Genomic DNA, 18605 nt, shown 5'->3' on the forward strand with positions numbered 1-18605 from the left:
TGCTTGCAACCAGGGTTCACGTGACATTCAGATTGCTACAAAATCCGTTTTATCGAGATCTATCCTATTTCTCATAAGAATCGGAATCAAAGTGACCAATGTTTGACGACAGTAACAAAAAATAAAGTGGATTTAATTGCTTTTATAAATAGATCTGTTTTAGATTTAGCACTGATAGATAATTCAACACAAATCATTTGATGTGGTTGGGTAAAAAGAGTTTTTTAATATTTAAATGGTGTATTTCATGAATACTTTAAAAAAAGGCATTAGCAGGTTAATTTTTATGGGAAGATGGCTACAGCTTCCTCTCTATTTTGGCCTTATTCTAATACTGGCTGTTTATGTGTATCGTTTTATTCATGAGCTGTATGATTTAGTAATTCATCTCAACAACATTAACGATACGCTTATCATGTTAGGTGTACTCGATCTGATTGATGTGGTTATGATTGCAAATCTCCTGATTATGGTGGTTATGGGAGGATATGAAACCTTTATTTCTCCGCTTGCCCTTGACTCGCACCCAGATCAACCAGAATGGCTTGATCATCTCGACGCTGGTGCTATGAAAGTAAAGCTTGCTCTTTCATTAATCGGTATCTCATCAATTCACTTGCTAAGAACTTTTATTGACCCGAATAAGCTCAGTAACTTCTCCGTGATGTGGCAAGTACTTATTCATTTGACCTTGCTCATTTCAGCTTTGGCAATTGCGTTTACTAATAAAATGCTTCAGCAGAGCAAAACACATTAAAGATTTAAGCAGCATGGATGCAAAAAATGGCTGCTTTCCTTTGGAAAACTTTATTAGATAAAAGTAAGTTACCTTTATATACATCAGTTCTTTATAGAATGTTTGATCATCAAACGTCGTAAACTCATAGTGACAAACAGATTGTTCAGCAGAGTCATAAATATTGCGAATATAATTGCGAATACTCTTTTTACGCCCAAAGAAAAACACACAATGGATTAAACACGCTAAACTTTTTGACAAAAGATTCTAAAGGCATCATGTGACTGATATGCATGTTTTTTTAAAACAGGTGTAAATTCAAGTATATTAAAACCTGCGTCACCGAGCACTATTTTTAATTCCTCTTCCTCATAAAGAGATAAAAATTTCTTAAAATCGCCATCATAACGTGTATCATTTTCTAATGATTCACCACTACCTTTTTTAATAGTAAGATAGAAGTAGCCTTTTTCCTTTAAAATAAAATAGATTTTATGGAGTACCTTAGGTAAGGATTTTTTAGCGATATGTCCTAATGAGCAAGCTGCCCATGCCCCATCAAAAGAAAGTGCAGGTAACGTAATTGATTCAATATCCATTAAATGGAACTCTGCACCTGGTGCAGTACGTTTAGCTATTTCAAGTAAGCTTTCACAAAAATCAATTCCCAAAACGCGTACCCCTTTATTGGTAAAAAGAACTGCGTCTCTACCAGAACCACAGCCTACATCAATAATGTGTGGATGCGGTGGCAATAATTGAATAAATTTGTCAATGGACGCAAGAGGAGCAAGCTCTGCTACATTATGCGCAAAAACCTCAGCTGTTGCTTCGTAACTTGCTTTAGTGATCTCTTTATTTGATAGCTTCTCAGAATACATTTATTCCTCCTAATTTCAAGCTTCTAATTAGTTAGCTATCATAACAAAATCAATGAACAAAGGAATTCATTTCACACTTTGATTTGTGCATATTTTGAACCAATTAATGCTTTGTTAATCTTTGACCTCTATAATATGAGTCAAATAACTTTGGTAAACAAGGTATGGATGCTTCGTATGTTGTCTAAAAATATGAGGTTATAAGATGCGGTCTAAAAGAAGATCCAGGAGAGTATGCACGTATTCATCCTGATAAAATTCCATCCACAGGATTAACATCGGTATTACCTTTACCAGTACACTTTGCTACAAATTTATCTGAAGATATGGAAACGTTAGGTGCTTCAGCGCATAGTAATGTTACTGAGCTACGAGCCATAAAGACAAAATTTAAAGATGCAAACCTTTTACCGCCTGAGCATATTTATCATTATTAAAATCTGAGTACCTCCGAAATGAGTAAGCACTTTGAGCAAGCTCATAAAAAAGTAAAAATAGGTAAAATGTGTTATCAGGTATTTCCAAATGTGAATCTCGTTCGATTCTTTAAAGACAGCCATGCATTTATTACACAAGACCCCATTGATGTTGAACTGCATCGAAGGGTAACTGAGAAAAAAACAGATAATCATGAAGTACATGCGAAACTTTGAATATAGTCGAGTTGCCTGTCAAGTATTCAAAGAAAAGGCCCTGGGGAATTACTCCGAATAGTTTACAGTAACAGACCTAAAATTGTGATCAAACAGCCGCGCGACTTGTTCGCGACATCTAGACCTAAATTGAGGAGTGGTTTAGTGTTTTATCCGTAAAGAACTTCCTTTTTTATTATTCGACTTTAATTGAGCTACATCATAAATAGTAATTGGTGACTGGACTCCTTTAACCTTTACCCGAAGATGCCCATTAATCTCAATGTCTTTTGCAACTTCCTGATAAGTGGATTCAGAAATCAGTATCTGTCCACCAAGACTTAAATCTTGAATTCGCGATGATAAATTAACTGACGAACCTATAGCACTATACTGCATGCGCTTCTTGGAGCCAATATTTCCAACCACAGCAAAGCCTGTATTAATTCCTACGCCCATATCTATATGCGGTAAATTAATCTTACTATTAGTTTGATTCAGTTTTTTTAATACCCGTTGCATTTCTAAAGCACAAGCCACTGCCCGGAGTGAGTCATCACCAGAGGAGTATGGTGCACCAAAAATAACCATAATCGCATCACCAATATATGCATCAACAACTCCTTGATGTTTTTCGATAACAGGAACCATTTTACTGAAATAACTGTTTAAAAGCGAAACAAGAGTTTCACCAGGAATCGATTCAGATAAAGGGGTAAAATTTCTTAAGTCACTAAACAGAATGGTAATTTTATTTTCATATCCACCCAATTTTTGATGATGGGGAGACTTAAGAATTGTATTGACCACTTCATCAGACATATAAAAACTAAATATCTTATGAATTAACTTATTACGTGTTTCAAGTTGCTTTTTTACTTTTTGCAATAAAAAATTTGTCTTGCGTAAGGTTAGCTCATCTTTGACGATATTGGCCAAACTTAATAAAAGTTCAAGTTGCTTTGAATCAAGTTCTTTTGGAGTAGTATCAGCTAGGCAAAAAGTACCAACATTATAGCCTTGGGGATCAGTCAAGGGAACGCCTGCATAAAACCGAAGAAAAGGATCTTGTACTACGAAAGGATTATCGGCAAATCGCTTGTCATTAAGTAAGTCATTGATAATTAGAGGATAATTCTTTTTTATTGTTTCATTACAGAAAGAAATGCGCCGAGGTATTTGTTTTAAATTTAATCCATGCAGCGCTTTAAACCATTGTCTTTCTTCATTAAGAAAAGAGATAAAGCAAATTGGGATATTAAATAAATCAATGGCCATATGTACCAATCGTTCGTAGCTTTCTTCAGGATCAGTATCCATAATTTTTAATGACTGAAGTGCATCAAGCCTTTTCCGCTCTAACTCATGGGAAGTTTCTATTTTTTTCGCCTTCATAATAGCTCGCTTATCTTGGCATTTAAAAAATAATAGCCTAGTTATCCTTCACATATAGTCATTATAGATTAAATAAATCACTTCTTTTGCATCGCGATTAACTCATGGTATTCTTTGTCTAATTTCTGTTCTTGGCTTATAAAAATGTTTACATTAAAATGCGAAAAAGTGCATCCCAGACAATTAAATAAAGTTAATGAGCATGGTGAATACGCACCATTTCCAGGAGTTACAGTAGTATCGGCCTGCTATCCGAAGCAAAAGGAATTTTGTGAATCGATTTATAAGCTCTTAGTCAGTAACCCGCTTATCGTACATCATTTTTTACCACTTCCCGCCCAAAGTTACCATATGACAACGATGAGCTTGGAAACAGAACAACAAATAGGAAGTTCATGGAATCAATTTATTATAGATAATTTGCCTCACTATAAAAGGATCAAGCAAACACTACAGGACAACCCTCTTTATCCTTCAATTGAATACATGGAAGTTAACATTGGCAGAACTATTTCTCTCTCTTTATCTTTACCAACAGATCAAGAAGCACAAATTAAAAAAATAGCCAAATCTTTAAATATCGAGGAAACGATACCTAAAGTTCTCCATATTACCTTAGCTTATTCACGTTTCAATAGAAGAATATCCCACGAAATCTCTGAACAATTACACACAGAAATTACCAAAGAACTCAATAAAGTTATTGAAAAAATTGAATTTCCACTGGAAATCGCGGAATACAAGCTTTGCTATTTTAATGACATGACAGCTTTCCCCTCTTGGAATGCAGAAAATAATCCGTTTATTCAATCTAAATCGCCGCATCGCGATCTCAGCTTCATACAAGGTGAAAAACAAGATTCGGATGAGTTTAAAGAAAAATATGACCAGGTTCGGATGCTTACCATTTAGGTCATTATTCCAGTTGAAATATAGATTTTGATCTTATATTGTTGCTTCTTAATCCTAAATGAATTAGGGAGCTTTCATGAAAAACCATTCAGGGATATTTAGGTTAAGTGATTATAAGATTCTCGATTATCAGGTAAAGCACATTGATTTGGAAATAGACCTTTATAAAAAACCTGTTCAATCAAAAGCTTCATTAACTATCGAACCCAATCCACACTCCAAATCTTATTCCACTAATTTGGAGTTGGATGGCGAAAATATGATCTTAGAATCCATTTCACTCGATGGAAAAAAGCTAACTCACGAAGAGTATGAACTTACAAACGATTCCTTAATTATCAAAAATGTTCCCCAGAATCGATCATTTACACTCAAAACAACTACACGTTTAGGTGAAAACACCGATTTATTTGGTTTATATGAAACAGAAGGAACCATTCTGGTAAAAGCTGAAACTGAGGGGCTTCGTCGCGTTCTCTACTGCCATGATCGCCCCGATAATTTAGCGACCTACAAAACAACAATTATTGCTAAAAAAGAAGACTACCCCGTATTACTTTCCAATGGCTCACTTATTGAGCAAAAAGATCTAGAGGAAGGACTTCATTCTGTAACCTGGTTGGATAAAGTGCCTAAGCCCAGTTATCTATTTGCACTAGTTGCAGGAAAACTACAAAAATCTGTAACTTATTTCAAAACACGCTCTGAACGTGAGTTACCAATTGAATTTTATGTTCCTCCTGAAGCCACAGCAAAATGCGATTTCGCTAAAGAAGTTTTAAAAGAAGCAATGCGTTGGGAAGAAGAAACTTTTGATTTGGAATGTGAGTTACCACAGCATATGGTAGCCGGAGTTGATAAGTATGCCTCAGGCGCTTCTGAGCCGACAGGCTTAAATTTATTCAATACCGCAAACTTATTTGCTACTCCTGAAACGAGTACTGATGCGGACTTTTTACGAGTTTTAGAAGTTGTTGCCCATGAATACTTTCATTATTGGTCAGGTGATCGTGTCACGATTCGTGAGTGGTTTAATTTACCCTTTAAAGAAGGATTAACCACATTTAGAGCAGCAATGTTTCGTGAACGTTTATTTGGCACTGATTTAATTCGCATATTGGATGGTAAAAACCTGGATGAACGTGCTCCACGACAAGATACCTATACCAATGTTAGAAGCCTTTATACCCCTGCAGCTTATGAAAAAAGTGCTGATATTTTTCGTATGATGATGCTTTTCCTTGGTGAAGAAACTTTTTATAAAGGAATGAAGCAATTTTTACAAGATAATGATGGCGGTGCAGTAACGCTAGAGGATGTATTGGCATCATTAGGTAAATCAACAAAGAAAGATATGAACTCCTTTTTACATTGGTTTACTGAATCAGGTATTCCACAAATAACAGTTACAGACGAATACGATGCAGAAGCAAAACGCTACACTTTAAAATTTAAAACTAAAGGCGTAAAAGGAAGACCAATACCAATGGTTGTGGGGTTACTTAATAATAAAGGTAAGGAGATTCAAGGCGATACCATGTTAATAGTTAATCAATCTGACATGGAATTTCATTTTAATAATATTGATTCCCGCCCTATCCCTTCCTTACTACGTAGTTTTTCTGCTCCTGTAAATCTTGAGTATACATACAAGACAGAACAATTACGGCTGCTCATGCAACATGATAGTAATATATATAACCGTTGTGAAGCAGCAAATAAACTGATCACCCAAATGGTCAAAGATTATTGTTCTGGTAAGATCATTACATTTACCCCCGAGTTTTTTAACGCATACCGAAGCATTCTCAATGAGAAAAATGGTTCTTTAAACTATTGGTTACTTGCTGAACTCATGGCTATACCCTCAGAAGAAGTCTTATTTTCCAGCCTGCAAAATCAGGATTTTGAAAAAATAGCAGCAGCACGTCAATTGATTCAAAGTCAGCTAGCAATAGAGTTAAAACAAGATATATTTAGTATGCTAAAAAATCTGGATATAATACCTGTATCTCAGTGTTCTCCCTTTGAATCGTTTGATATCTTATCTGCGGGAGCACGACGTTTAAAGCAAGTTTGCCATGCTTATTTAGCTGCGATACAGTTCGAAAAAATAAAGCAACAATTGGTTGAGCAATTCAATAACTCATTAGGAAAAAATATGACGGACTGTATCTCGGCACTCAACCTGCTGCTAAGTGATAACTACAGTCAATCAGGCAAACTATTAGCATCCTTCTATGACCTCTGGCAAAATGATTCAAGTGCTATAAACTATTGGTTTAATGTTCAGGCAGCAGCCCATTCAGAGGATGTAGTGAACTTGGTAAAACAATTAATGCTACATCCTGCCTTTGACTTGTCTAACCCCAATAAAGTGAATGCTTTATTGGGAACATTCATTAATAATCCTTACGGATTCCATTCTATATCAGGAAAGGGTTATCAATTAATCGTCGATGCAATTTTGAAGTTAGAAAAAATTAATCCGACTTTAGCTGCCAATTTGACAGAAAAATTCAATAGTTGGGATAAGTACGATGAGAAAAGGCAAAAACTAATGCTAAGCCAATTGGAATTTATGAGTACAAATGCTTTATCTGCAGATGTGAGAAACATGGCAAAAAAGGGGTTAGAGAAGAGGAAGTTTGATCGGCCTCCTCTCATGCATTTCTAACTGCTACTTCGTCGGTTCTATCAACAATAAGAGGAGAAAAAGCGTAGTATTTTATCAGCTTTTCTAACAGTCATTTGTGTGAAATCATGCCTTTTTAATGTAAAATTAGCACTAATTTACTCAGATATGTAATTAAATGAATAGATATGTACTTTACTTAAACGGGAATGGAGATGGCTTCATTTGTAAGGTGTTTGAACATGGACTATTAAAACATCAAATACTAGAAATAAAACAAAGAACAAAAGCTTTATCATTAGTAACCGATTTTATGGGGCTAAGTAAAACCGGTGAAGATTTTTTCCTTGAGTTTTCTTTTTATAAAGATTTTGTGTTAGCTAATGAACAGGTTAAGCACAAAGTGAATTCTAATGATGTTCCTGAGTGTATAAAACAGGCCTTATCCTGTAAAAGCCGTAGGGAAGTAGAATCATATGTTAAAAGTTTTTTACTAGGATCTAAATTAAGTTCCCCAAAAAACCAATACTTAATTGAAAACTCTAATGGAACGCAGACAGAAATAGCTTTATATCATTCTCATTTTCATGAAAAAGAACCGGGATTGAATCGTCATTTCAGCATCAAGGGAGCTGCACACGAAGAAACTCCAAAGGAAATGCTTCAATTTGTACAAAACCGCAGTTCATTTTTCTTGAAAAACTATAAAACAGGTCGTAATTACCAAAATACTTCATGGATTAATCCTTCTTGGGTAGTCACTTGCTTAAACTATTATTTAGAAACTTTTAAAAACAGTTTGGCACATACATTAATTGGTAGTTTTGTATTAGGGATTGAGCCGACGAGCTTTTGTGAGGACTTTAATGCAGGATGTAAATCTTCCATTGATCTTGAGAGCAATGAGATAAATACATCGTTAGCCTTGTAGCTGTTTCAGCACGCTTAGATAACTATTCGTATAATAATAATCATGCGAACAGTTTTGTTCATAAAACCTCTTATATATAGGTGAATATAATCATTTTTTAAAGAAATTTTTAGTTTGATAAAGTTTGGGGTATCCTGGTAATAGCGATCTTATTTTATACAAAATTAGAACCCAAGTTCGCATATACCCCGTTTATGTAATTTAATCCAATGCTTAACTTCCTATTTACCTGTATTTGCTCTATCAATTGAATAAAAATTAACTTTTGCTATTCGTGCTCAGGATGCACTACAAAAATACCTGGTGCATTTCTTAGATATTCGTTGTAATCCATTCCATAACCAAATATATAATGATCTTCTACTTGTAAACCTACAAAATCAGCTTTTTTTAAGCCGTTAGGGACACGTTTGCGATATTTATCAACCAGAACAGCGCTGTATACTTTTTCTGCTCCTAAATTTTTTAGAGCATCAATAATTGCTGCCAATGTAATACCACCATCTAGAATATCGTCGACAACAAGAACTGTCCGTCCTTTCAAATTAGCGGATGGCTTCACTTTCCAAACAATATCTCCACCCGTTATATCACCACGATAACGCGTTGCATGGACATAATCGACCTCTAGTGGAAAATCCAGGCGTGGGAGTAAATTACCTAGAAGGACTAATCCTCCTACCATAACACAGACAAGCACTGGATTTTGATCTTGCAATTCCTTATGTATGTTAATCGCCATTCTATCGAGAGCGGCTTCAACTTCGTTAGTAGTAAACAAGCAAGTTGATTTTTCGTAAACTTCTTTGATTTTATCTGGAATCGTCATTATAAATCCTTGGGACAAAGGAACGGGTTATTGGGAAACATTCATTTAATCTTTTATTTTTCCTGTTCCAGGAAAGGGACTAACTTTACTTCCATAGCCCGGATTATCTTTTACTTTAGCAGTTCCTTGTTTTGTAACTTCATCAATACGATAAATTGAATGCATGGGAATAAAAGTCCGCTTTACACCATTAAACTCAATTTTTAATCGCTCTTCAGAGGGGTCGACAACCAATGCAGTTTGTTCACCAAACACAAGTTCTTCAACTTCGAGAAATCCAAATATCTCACTCTCTTTAACAGAACGTGCATAAACTTCATAAATTGCTTCTTGATTGGCAAAAGTGATTCTGAATATCGTTTTTTTATTCATAAAATTAACCTGTTCTTATGGCAGAACAAAGTATACAAAAACAAAGGGTAACTATTCAAATTAAAATTGGTAAGAATTGCTTCCTAACTCGCATTTCATGCCATAACTGCTAATCTTTAAACTATTAGGGTTTGCTAACAACCTTTGTGTATATTGAGTTAACGAGGAAATGTATCATGTCACAAAATAAACAGGAACAAGCTCCTGTTCAATTAGGCAAAATGATTTTTTTTCAAAATCTGGTTCCCGGTCAACAAAAATCTCCATTAATTGACCATTTTAGGTTGGAATGCATTGATACAGAAAATAATGAGTCGCTAAAAAAGCAACGTGAAGCCTTACTAATGGAAGCCCCCCCTATTCTTTCTTTTGTTAGTAAGAAACAGAAAGAGCAGTTTTATGAAAATGAAGCGATAAACTGTAAACAATTTTGTTGTGGTGGGTTGACGCCTATTAGCCCTTCATTTGTAAATGACATTGCTTTTACACCTTCAGATCACTATGTATTTTCTCCAGGGAGTGGCCAACTTTATGAAGGAAACCAGAAAACGATAGGTAACACTATAAAAGATGATATCGGTCAAGAACAATTTGGCAGCTTAAGCCAAAAAGCCTTGATGGATGGCTTGGCAACATTTGATAAGGCAGTTACTGAGCGAACCCAATCATCAGCTACAATCGAAGTAGAGTCCCCATCATTAACGGAAATGAAAAGTCCCAATCCATTTGATATGACACCCAAACCAAAGGAGTAGTAATGTCTATCTGCAATACTACTCTTTTGGCTCAAGATAGCCCCTAATACCTATTATTTTTTTTATCTCATGGCTTTGGGAAGAAAAAATAACCGGTTGTAATGGAGCTTCATAATCTTTTATTGAATCATCGGAGTTAATTTGCAGTTTAGGTTCTATAACTTGATACTTTTGGGCAATATAACAGTAAAAACCGGAAGGAAAAGGCCAGAGCATCTTGCCTATTTCATCCAGAAAAGTAAATTTTTTAATTAATGATGAATTATTTACTGGAGGTATATAACAAAAACTACTTAGAGAATACTGTCTATAACCTCTTTGCAAAAAAATTCGATTTAAATTGAATGCAGTACGCATTTTAACATTTTGATCACTATAACAATGCAACAACCCGATTTTCATTGCTCCACCCCAAAGGCTCCAAGGATTAATACTTAACAAAATAACAAAACCCATGGGGTTAAGAACCCGATCGATCTCATCAATCAAACTAAGACTGTTAGAAAAAGGCTCCAGCGTGAGGGGTGCTATAACACAGTCCACACTATTACGATCCAGTGGAAGCTGGTTTAAAGAACACTTAATTTGAATTTTATTAGCTAAAGAAAAAGGAGATGCGATCCATTTATGGATGTAATTAAATTTTTTTAACCAGATATTATCACCACAATTTCCTAATTGTAGCAGTGTTTCACCATGTAAATATTCGCTTTCATGTTCAAGATTAACTAAAAATTCATGGGCAGTAAAAAGCCCCAAGGGTGATTGAAACCATTTATTCAGGGCACGATATTGTTTTAATTGCCGTTCAATCAACAAAATAATACCTTTAGATAGTTAATCCTGAATTAAACTACAATACAACGAGTTTCACATACATACAATCCATTTTTTGAGTTTAAATAGCTTAGAAATTCTAAATAAAAGAATTTAAATCATTGCTTGCATAAATTCGCACATCTAAAAGGAAAATTAGAAACACTGATGTACATAAAACACGTGATTTTATGAAATAGATTAACTATAGTTACTATTATGATCAAAGCTGATTGGAACTTATGTTAGGAAGCAACGAATTTAAATTACATGGAATAGGACAGTTGTTTGTTCTTGAAAAGCTTTTGGATAAACCACAGGCGATAGAGTTCTGTAAGAATGCTTCTGCGGAAAAAATATCTCTGGTTCAATACCTTGTCAAAAACAACATTTTATCAGCCACACAAATTGCATCGACAGCCGCACAAAATTTCGGCGTTCCCATGCTTGATTTGGACTGTATTGATATCGATTCCATTCCTATGAGTTTGGTCAATGAAAAGCTAATTCGTCGTCACTCAATGGTTCCTGTGTTTTATCGTGGGAATAATTTATATCTTGCAACTGACGACCCAAGTAAACAAGCTTCTCTAAAAGAAATCCAATTCCATACGGGACTCAATACGCATGCAGTTATAGTTGAGGCAGATAAACTTAGTACACTAATTGATCATTTGCTCTCAGTGCAGGAAACTCAAGGGTTATCCGAGTTTGTTGGGGATGCTACGGAGTTTGATGGAATTATTATTAATGAGGAAGAGGAGCATGAAACAAGTATTGCGACCTCAATAACAGAAGATGCTCCTATAGTTAAATTCGTCAATAAAATACTTCTTGATGCAATTAAACAAGGAGCTTCAGATATCCATTTTGAACCTTATGAAAAAGAATATCGCATACGCTATCGACAAGATGGTATTTTACATGAAATCGCCACGCCTCCTGGAAGCTTAGCGACGCGCATTACGGCACGAATAAAAATCATGTCTAATTTGGATATTTCAGAAAGACGAGTACCACAAGATGGTGGTTTTAAGATGAAACTATCCAAAACAAGATCCATCGACTTTCGCGTAAGTACCTGCCCTACTACCTCAGGTGAAAAAGTTGTGATGCGGATATTAGATCCTGGTTCAGCAAAATTGGGTATTGAAGCTTTAGGTTTTAGTCCTACTCAAAAAGAGCATTTTATCCATGCAATTGAGCGTCCTCAAGGAATGATCCTGGTCACCGGACCAACAGGTAGTGGTAAAACCGTAACCTTGTACACTGCATTAAATATACTCAATACTAAAGAAGTAAATATTTCCACTGCTGAAGATCCAGTTGAAATTAAAGTACCAGGAATTAATCAGGTGAATATCAATCCTAAAGCTGGATTAAATTTTTCCAATGCCTTGCGGGCATTTTTACGTCAAGACCCTGACATCATCATGGTTGGGGAAATACGTGATTTGGAAACAGCTGAAATAGCGGTTAAAGCAGCACAAACAGGACACTTGGTACTCTCAACCTTACATACGAACAGTGCTGCTGAAACATTAAACCGGTTGGTTAATATGGGAATCGCAACATTCAATGTAGCCAGTTCAGTAACGATTATTATCGCACAACGCTTAGCCCGTAAACTATGTGAACATTGTAAGGTCTTAAGAGATGACTTCAACAAGCCGGGGTTGTTGGAATTAGGTTTTACAGAAACTGATCTAGAGGGAATTAAATTATATAAAGCAGGAGGATGCCCCAAGTGCACGAATGGATACCGAGGGAGAATAGGATTGTTTGAAGTATTACCTATGACTAAAAAACTTGGTCAAATCATCATGTCAGGTGGAAACTCCTTGGATATATTAAAAATTGCTCAAGAAGAAGGCATGATTACTATTTATCAATCGGGACTTGAAAAAGTGAAACAAGGCATTACCACTATAGAGGAAGTCAATCGGGTAACCGTTGATTAACCGCGAAAAAATGAAAAAAAATGCCAATACGACCTTAACCTTTCATTACACAGGCGTTAATAAAGCAGCCCAAAAAATAAATGGGGATATTGAAGCCAGAAGTCTTGCTTTAGCCAAAGTAGATTTGCGCAGACAAGGAATCATCGTTAGTAAAATTGCTAAAAAACGTGAACCTCTTCTCAGTTTGAAAAACAAAAAAATAAAGTCTGGAGATATTACGATATTTAGTCGTCAATTAGCGACAATGATTGAATCAGGAATACCTTTAGTGCAATCTTTTGACATCGTTGCAAAAGGACAATCCAATAAAAGGTTTAAAAAATTAATTGAAAATATTAAATGTGATGTTGAAACAGGATTAACGCTTGCTGAGGCACTGAAGAAATATCCCGCCCATTTTAACGAATTATTCTGCAATCTGGTAGACGCTGGCGAAAAATCAGGCTCTCTTGATATCATGTTGGATAAAATCGCTACTTATAAAGAAAAAATCGAGACGATAAAAAAGAAAATCAAAAAAGCCTTAACCTACCCTATGGCTGTATTGGTAGTTGCTTTTATTGTTACAACTGGCTTACTTATTTTCGTTGTCCCTCAATTTGAAGCTTTATTTAAAGGTTTTGGCGCAGACTTGCCTGCTATGACTCAAGCAGTGGTGAGTATGTCCAAATTTTTTCAATCCTATTGGTATTTTATTTTTGGAGCTTTGGCTGTTGGTATTTATGCGTTTATTTATGCGCTGAAACACTCACCTCAGTTTGCGCAAAATGTAGATAGAACTTTATTAAAACTACCTGTAATAGGTCCTATTATTGAGAAAGCTGCGATAGCTCGATTTTCAAGGACGCTGTCAATTACTTTTGCAGCTGGCCTGCCTTTAGTTGAAGCACTTAAATCTGTAGCAGGTGCTACAGGAAATATTATTTTTGCTAAAGCCACTGACATAATTAGAGAAGAGGTATCTACAGGACAACAAATGAATAAGGCCATGGAGAATACCCAACTATTTCCCAATATGGTGGTCCAGATGGTTGCCATTGGTGAAGAATCAGGAGCATTAGAGAGAATGTTAACTAAGGTTGCTGATTTTTATGAAGAAGATGTTGATAATGCTGTCGACTCGCTCAGCAGTTTATTAGAACCTGTTATTATGACTCTTTTAGGTGTTTTGGTCGGCGGACTTGTAGTCGCCATGTATCTACCTATCTTTAAACTGGGATCTGCAATATAAATACTTACATCTTTCAGCAGGATCATTCAATGATATACGACCTCATCACGAATCATATTTGGTTTATGTATACCGCGATCGCCCTATTCTCGCTTGCTGTGGGCAGTTTGCTCAACGTTATTATTTACCGCTTGCCCATAATGTTGGAAAGAGAATGGAAGCAACAATACAATGATTTGCTTGGAATCAAGAAAGACGATCAACATCCAATTAACTTATTTTTTCCAAGATCTTTTTGCCCATCGTGTAAAACAACAGTTAAGGCCTGGCAAAATATTCCAATCTTAAGTTATTTGTTGTTACATGGGCGCTGTTACCAATGCAAAGCCCCTATTTCTATACGCTATCCTTTAATCGAATTAGCTACAATGCTACTTTCATTATATGCGGCTTGGCATTTCGGTTTCACAATACAATTGATTTTTGCCATTATTGCAATTTGGATTTTAATTTGCTTAATTTTCATTGACTTAGACCATCAAATTTTACCTGACAGCCTAACTTTAAGTTTATTGTGGATAGGGCTTATTGCTAATACTGAATACTTGTTTACTCCCCTGCCCCAAGCAGTGCTTAGTGCTGCAGGGGCTTATATGGGGTTATGGATATTTATTAAAATATTTTATTTGTTCACTGGAAAAATTGGTATGGGCAATGGCGATTTTAAATTGTTTGCTGCATTTGGCGCTTGGTTTGGCTGGATATTTTTACCGTTAATTCTACTTCTTTCTTCAATTAGTGGTACAATTATTGGCCTATTGTATTTACGTTTACAAAATAAATCCAAAGATACCACGATTCCCTTCGGTCCATTTTTATGCATAAGCGGGCTAATTTCTTTATTTTGGGGACATAGTATAGTGAATTGGTACTTACATTTTTGGATATAAAATGAACAACAGGATTCATGAATGCCCTATCAAGTTATTTTATTTGATCTAGATGATACACTAATCGATTTTGCTTATTCTCAAAGAATGGGTTTAAAGAATATTTATGAAAAATTCTACCCCGCAATGGAATATCCTGTTTTTGAGCAGATTTATAAGGAAATTAACACCCTTTTATGGAATCAGGTTGGAGCCAAAGAAAACGCACTAATGCCAAGTGACGTGAGATTGCTACGATTTGTGCAATTAAATACAAAGCTTTCTTGCACTGTATCTGCGGAAGAAGTCGCAAATGAGTATGATAGGAATCTTTGCATCCATACTCATTGGATACCTAAAGTCAAAACTGCTATTGAGTTTTTACACCAAAAAGGACATATTTTAGGTATTATCACAAATGGTTTTGTCGAAGTTCAGGAGAAAAAACAGAAGCGGCTGCAATTAAATGATTGGTTTGATTGTTATATTGTTTCTGATGATGTTGGCGTAGCTAAACCAAATATAGAAATTTTTAATATCGCTGTGCAAGAAATTACGAACAGGCGCAAACATTCTATTGAGAAGCATTCGATGTTAATGGTAGGTGATTCCATTATTAGTGACGGTTATGGAGCAAGAGATTTTGGAATCGATTACTGCTTTGTTAATCCCCAAGCGTTAAATAATACATCCTCAGAAATCCCTGTTAAATATACCATTAGCTCTGTTGCCCATTTACCTGCTTGCATGGGATATGAAACTGAATTCATCAATTTTTTAAATTCATACGAGTTTGACGAAGTAAATTAAGTATATAGAGTAAAAAATCAGAGTTAAAATATGGAACAACTGATATAGAAAAAATAAAAAAGGAAACGCCAGGATGCGAGTATGTTTTGCATCTGTACACTATTACAATACTGAAACTGAAATTGAAATTTTTTGCTCAGAGCTTCACAAATTCTTAAGTTCATAGCGAAAATACTTTAAGCCCACATTTAAACTTTAAAAAATTGGTAAATAATAATTTCAGGATTTACAATCTAAATATAATCGAAAGAAAATAATAGTTATTTTGTTCAGCCTGAGTTAAAGGATTAATATGGATATTAGTTTAATAGTATTTGCTGCGCCTATATTCTTGATTTTAATAGGTATTGAGTGGACTTTCGCCTATTATAAAAAATCAAATGTATATCAATTCAATGATTCTATAAATAATTTCACGACCGGTATATTTGAGGAAATTGCCACTTTGCCGGTAAGAGGGCTCGTAATATTCGGTTATTATTATTTATACGAACACTTCGCTTTTTTTTCTATTGACCCGCATTCGATTAGTTCATGGTTTATACTGTGGCTTAGTGCTGATTTTTGTTACTACTGGTATCATCGAGCAAGCCACCGGTGTACTTTTTTTTGGATAGGTCATTCTGTTCATCACCAAAGCGAATGTTTTAATCTATCGGTCGCGTTAAGACAGGGATATTGGCAAACACTAACGTCCTGGATTTTTTATCTCCCTCTAGCCTTAATTGGTTTTCCAACTTGGATGTTTGTCATCGTTTCTTCGTTAAATACTATTTATCAGTTTTGGATCCATACTGAATCGATTAAGCGCATGGGGTGGTTTGAAAAAATATTTAACACGCCGTCTCATCATAGAGTACATCATGGGAAAAACCCGCAATATATAGATAAAAACTATGCAGGAAGTTTAATTATTTGGGATAAGCTCTTTGGAACCTTCGAACCAGAAAACTCTCCTGTAGAATACGGAGTAACCGAGCCTTTAGATTCATGGAATCCCTTTTATGCCAACATTAAAGTGATTAAAGATGTAGTGTATTACGGGAAAAATCTAAAAAACAAACTAGACATGATTAAAGCTTTTTTTATGCCCCCAGAATGGATAATTTATCATTTACAAAACCAAAATCAAAACATCCCAAAAAGAAATGTTAACTCTAAAAATCGCACCTCTCCAAAATTGTATATGCTATTAAACTTAGGACTTGCAATCATCTCATATGCTTATCTTTCGCTTACATTCACATCGAATACACTAATTTCTTGGTTTTTAGGTTTATTTATCCTGTTTACCCTTTACATACTTGGCTCAGTCGCCAATGGCAAACAGAAAATCTTAATTCCTGAATTAATACGCTCCATTTCAGCATTATCAATTCTAATTCTATTGGGAGTTAATTTGTTTTTTTCTTTGGGCTTAACACTATTATTTTTACTGGTTAATCTTTACTTGTTTCACTATAAAATCTTCAAAAATCAACCACATATATCTTCTATATCGGCATAAAAAAAAGACTAATTCGATTGAATCAACTCGGGTTCTGGTTTTATATACTATACTAAAAACAAATAATAAAATTTATTTAACTTTTCGTTTTCCCTGCGGTCAATTCGTAGTTCGACGTAGTGAATATGGAGTGCTTTTCTTTTTAGTAAAGTACTTTGTTTATGAAGCAAAACTAGTACAACTATTATTTTGGGAGACCTTTATGAGAGTTGGCGAATACTGTAACCGAAATGTAGTTGTTATCAATGGAAATGAATCAGTAAAAAATGCTGCAGAACTCATGCGCTCGTATCATGTTGGTGACTTGATTTTACTTGAGGAACAAGAGAATAAAAAAGTGCCTATAGGCATTGTTACCGATCGTGATTTGGTTATTGAAGTCATGGCAGCTGGAGTTAAGCCTGACTCTTTGTTAGTCCGAGATATTCTCACAGAACCCTTTACTTGTATTTTTGAAAATGACAGCCTTTTTGACGCACTTGACATGATGCATTCAAAAAAAATCCGCCGTTTACCAGTTGTTGATAATGAGAACTCCCTCATAGGCATAATTACCCTAGATGATTTTATTGAAATTTTGGCTGAAACAATGGTCAACGTAGTTGATGTGGTTAAGCTTCAACAAAAAAAAGAAGCAAGACAAAGAACATAGCTTTAAAACGATATTGATGTATACGATATAAGGAGCAAACAATGAAAAATTCAGCACATTTTCCTATACAAATAGTATTTAATAATCTAAGGCACTCTCAAGCTATAGAGGATAATGCACGCAAACATGCTGAAAAATTAGCGAAGTATTTTGATGGAATTATAAATTGTAATGTAAGTATTGAAACGCATAGACATCATAATAAAGGGAAAATTTATCATGTACGTATTGATCTTATGGTTCCCAATGCAGAGTTGGTAGTCAATCGAGATCTTGCAGAAAATCATGCTCATGAAGACGTTTATGTTGCAATCAGAGATAAATTTCTTGCTATGACTCGACAACTTAAAAAATACGTTCATAAACAACGGGGGGAAGTAAAACATCACGAGCAACCTCCTGAGGGATTTATCCGCGAAATCGCCCCTATTGCTGACTATGGTTTTATTGAAACAATTGATGGTAGAAGACTTCGGTTTACCAGTAAAAGTGTCATCGACTATGATTTTAATAAATTAGAGGTTGGAAAAAGAGTGTCTTTTGTTGAAGCAAAAAGTAATGATGGTCCAGCCGCCAGTACTGTGTATGTAGAATAAATAATGTTTGATGAAAAAGACTCATTGTCTTTTTCATCAGCATCAAATCTTATAGATTTATGGTTCATCCTATTTAAACTTT

18 protein-coding genes are annotated in these 18605 nt (G+C 35.1%); 13 read left to right on the top strand and 5 right to left on the bottom strand.

Going from position 1 to position 18605, the window contains the following annotated elements; translation table 11 throughout:
- Positions 1-247: 247 nt before the first annotated feature.
- The gene (locus Lpar_RS13250; protein WP_058518374.1) at positions 248-757 is read left to right on the top strand and encodes a TIGR00645 family protein; all 510 of its coding nucleotides are present in this window, start codon (positions 248-250) and stop codon (positions 755-757) included.
- A gap of 227 nt (positions 758-984) precedes the next feature.
- On the opposite strand, the gene Lpar_RS13255 is transcribed toward Lpar_RS13250, so the two are convergent.
- Positions 985-1620, bottom strand: a complete 636-nt coding sequence (locus tag Lpar_RS13255) for a class I SAM-dependent DNA methyltransferase (protein WP_058518375.1) — start codon at positions 1618-1620, stop codon at positions 985-987.
- 455 nt (positions 1621-2075) lie between these two features.
- Between Lpar_RS13255 and Lpar_RS13260 the strand changes: the two genes are divergently transcribed.
- On the top strand, positions 2076-2273 hold the full coding sequence (locus Lpar_RS13260; protein ID WP_058518376.1) for a hypothetical protein: 198 nt from the start codon (positions 2076-2078) through the stop codon (positions 2271-2273).
- A gap of 141 nt (positions 2274-2414) precedes the next feature.
- Here Lpar_RS13260 and Lpar_RS13265 read toward each other — a convergent pair whose 3' ends face one another.
- Positions 2415-3647: an adenylate/guanylate cyclase domain-containing protein gene (locus Lpar_RS13265; protein ID WP_058518377.1), complete on the bottom strand. Its 1233-nt coding sequence runs from the start codon at positions 3645-3647 to the stop codon at positions 2415-2417.
- A gap of 144 nt (positions 3648-3791) precedes the next feature.
- Between Lpar_RS13265 and Lpar_RS13270 the strand changes: the two genes are divergently transcribed.
- The 3 genes from Lpar_RS13270 (at position 3792) to Lpar_RS13280 (ending at position 8125) form a co-directional block, all read left to right on the top strand.
- Complete coding sequence (locus tag Lpar_RS13270; RefSeq protein ID WP_058518378.1) at positions 3792-4559, top strand: DUF1868 domain-containing protein; 768 nt, start codon at positions 3792-3794, stop codon at positions 4557-4559.
- A 76-nt stretch (positions 4560-4635) separates the two neighbouring features.
- Positions 4636-7236, top strand: coding sequence for an aminopeptidase N (pepN, locus tag Lpar_RS13275; RefSeq protein WP_082650390.1), 2601 nt, complete (start codon positions 4636-4638; stop codon positions 7234-7236).
- A 136-nt stretch (positions 7237-7372) separates the two neighbouring features.
- Positions 7373-8125 (top strand): hypothetical protein, encoded by a 753-nt coding sequence (locus Lpar_RS13280; protein ID WP_133133947.1) that lies wholly within the window; start codon positions 7373-7375, stop codon positions 8123-8125.
- Between the two features lie 268 nt (positions 8126-8393).
- Here Lpar_RS13280 and Lpar_RS13285 read toward each other — a convergent pair whose 3' ends face one another.
- Together Lpar_RS13285 and Lpar_RS13290 are read right to left on the bottom strand one after the other, a co-directional pair.
- Positions 8394-8954: a hypoxanthine-guanine phosphoribosyltransferase gene (locus tag Lpar_RS13285; RefSeq protein WP_058518380.1), complete on the bottom strand. Its 561-nt coding sequence runs from the start codon at positions 8952-8954 to the stop codon at positions 8394-8396.
- 45 nt (positions 8955-8999) lie between these two features.
- Positions 9000-9326, bottom strand: coding sequence for a DUF1820 family protein (locus tag Lpar_RS13290; protein WP_058518381.1), 327 nt, complete (start codon positions 9324-9326; stop codon positions 9000-9002).
- 176 nt (positions 9327-9502) lie between these two features.
- Here Lpar_RS13290 and Lpar_RS13295 point away from each other — a divergent pair, with 176 nt between their 5' ends.
- Complete coding sequence (locus tag Lpar_RS13295) at positions 9503-10081, top strand: hypothetical protein (protein WP_058518382.1); 579 nt, start codon at positions 9503-9505, stop codon at positions 10079-10081.
- A gap of 18 nt (positions 10082-10099) precedes the next feature.
- Here the strand turns inward: Lpar_RS13295 and Lpar_RS13300 are convergent, their stop codons facing one another.
- Positions 10100-10900, bottom strand: coding sequence for a methyltransferase domain-containing protein (locus Lpar_RS13300; RefSeq protein WP_058518383.1), 801 nt, complete (start codon positions 10898-10900; stop codon positions 10100-10102).
- A gap of 239 nt (positions 10901-11139) precedes the next feature.
- Between Lpar_RS13300 and pilB the strand changes: the two genes are divergently transcribed.
- The 7 genes from pilB (at position 11140) to Lpar_RS13335 (ending at position 18523) form a co-directional block, all read left to right on the top strand.
- On the top strand, positions 11140-12858 hold the full coding sequence (gene pilB / locus Lpar_RS13305; protein WP_058518384.1) for a type IV-A pilus assembly ATPase PilB: 1719 nt from the start codon (positions 11140-11142) through the stop codon (positions 12856-12858).
- Between the two features lie 10 nt (positions 12859-12868).
- The gene (locus Lpar_RS13310) at positions 12869-14089 is read left to right on the top strand and encodes a type II secretion system F family protein (RefSeq protein WP_058518385.1); all 1221 of its coding nucleotides are present in this window, start codon (positions 12869-12871) and stop codon (positions 14087-14089) included.
- Between the two features lie 29 nt (positions 14090-14118).
- The gene (locus Lpar_RS13315; protein ID WP_058518386.1) at positions 14119-14979 is read left to right on the top strand and encodes a prepilin peptidase; all 861 of its coding nucleotides are present in this window, start codon (positions 14119-14121) and stop codon (positions 14977-14979) included.
- A gap of 21 nt (positions 14980-15000) precedes the next feature.
- Entirely contained in the window at positions 15001-15768 is a 768-nt protein-coding gene (locus tag Lpar_RS13320) for an HAD family hydrolase (RefSeq protein ID WP_058518387.1), read from the top strand.
- Between the two features lie 292 nt (positions 15769-16060).
- Complete coding sequence (locus Lpar_RS13325; RefSeq protein WP_058518388.1) at positions 16061-17275, top strand: sterol desaturase family protein; 1215 nt, start codon at positions 16061-16063, stop codon at positions 17273-17275.
- Positions 17276-17477: 202 nt separating this feature from the next.
- A complete protein-coding gene (locus tag Lpar_RS13330; protein WP_058518389.1) occupies positions 17478-17927 on the top strand; it encodes a CBS domain-containing protein in 450 nt (149 codons plus the stop codon).
- Positions 17928-17968: 41 nt separating this feature from the next.
- Positions 17969-18523, top strand: a complete 555-nt coding sequence (locus tag Lpar_RS13335; protein ID WP_058518390.1) for an HPF/RaiA family ribosome-associated protein — start codon at positions 17969-17971, stop codon at positions 18521-18523.
- The last annotated feature ends 82 nt before the right edge of the window (positions 18524-18605 follow it).

This window comes from Legionella parisiensis (assembly GCF_001467945.1).
GTDB classification, from domain to species: Bacteria; Pseudomonadota; Gammaproteobacteria; order Legionellales; family Legionellaceae; genus Legionella; species Legionella parisiensis.

Excerpts from the sequence above, each read along its gene's own strand:
- pepN (WP_082650390.1), top strand. The coding sequence starts at position 4,636 with ATGAAAAACCATTCAGGGATATTTAGGTTAAGTGATTATAAGATTCTC.
- Lpar_RS13285 (WP_058518380.1), bottom strand. The coding sequence starts at position 8,954 with ATGACGATTCCAGATAAAATCAAAGAAGTTTACGAAAAATCAACTTGC.
- Lpar_RS13335 (WP_058518390.1), top strand. The coding sequence starts at position 17,969 with ATGAAAAATTCAGCACATTTTCCTATACAAATAGTATTTAATAATCTA.
- Lpar_RS13260 (WP_058518376.1), top strand. The coding sequence starts at position 2,076 with ATGAGTAAGCACTTTGAGCAAGCTCATAAAAAAGTAAAAATAGGTAAA.
- Lpar_RS13270 (WP_058518378.1), top strand. The coding sequence starts at position 3,792 with ATGTTTACATTAAAATGCGAAAAAGTGCATCCCAGACAATTAAATAAA.
- Lpar_RS13295 (WP_058518382.1), top strand. The coding sequence starts at position 9,503 with ATGTCACAAAATAAACAGGAACAAGCTCCTGTTCAATTAGGCAAAATG.
- Lpar_RS13290 (WP_058518381.1), bottom strand. The coding sequence starts at position 9,326 with ATGAATAAAAAAACGATATTCAGAATCACTTTTGCCAATCAAGAAGCA.
- Lpar_RS13310 (WP_058518385.1), top strand. The coding sequence starts at position 12,869 with ATGAAAAAAAATGCCAATACGACCTTAACCTTTCATTACACAGGCGTT.
- Lpar_RS13255 (WP_058518375.1), bottom strand. The coding sequence starts at position 1,620 with ATGTATTCTGAGAAGCTATCAAATAAAGAGATCACTAAAGCAAGTTAC.
- Lpar_RS13265 (WP_058518377.1), bottom strand. The coding sequence starts at position 3,647 with ATGAAGGCGAAAAAAATAGAAACTTCCCATGAGTTAGAGCGGAAAAGG.
- Lpar_RS13280 (WP_133133947.1), top strand. The coding sequence starts at position 7,373 with ATGAATAGATATGTACTTTACTTAAACGGGAATGGAGATGGCTTCATT.
- Lpar_RS13320 (WP_058518387.1), top strand. The coding sequence starts at position 15,001 with ATGCCCTATCAAGTTATTTTATTTGATCTAGATGATACACTAATCGAT.
- Lpar_RS13315 (WP_058518386.1), top strand. The coding sequence starts at position 14,119 with ATGATATACGACCTCATCACGAATCATATTTGGTTTATGTATACCGCG.
- pilB (WP_058518384.1), top strand. The coding sequence starts at position 11,140 with ATGTTAGGAAGCAACGAATTTAAATTACATGGAATAGGACAGTTGTTT.
- Lpar_RS13325 (WP_058518388.1), top strand. The coding sequence starts at position 16,061 with ATGGATATTAGTTTAATAGTATTTGCTGCGCCTATATTCTTGATTTTA.
- Lpar_RS13250 (WP_058518374.1), top strand. The coding sequence starts at position 248 with ATGAATACTTTAAAAAAAGGCATTAGCAGGTTAATTTTTATGGGAAGA.
- Lpar_RS13330 (WP_058518389.1), top strand. The coding sequence starts at position 17,478 with ATGAGAGTTGGCGAATACTGTAACCGAAATGTAGTTGTTATCAATGGA.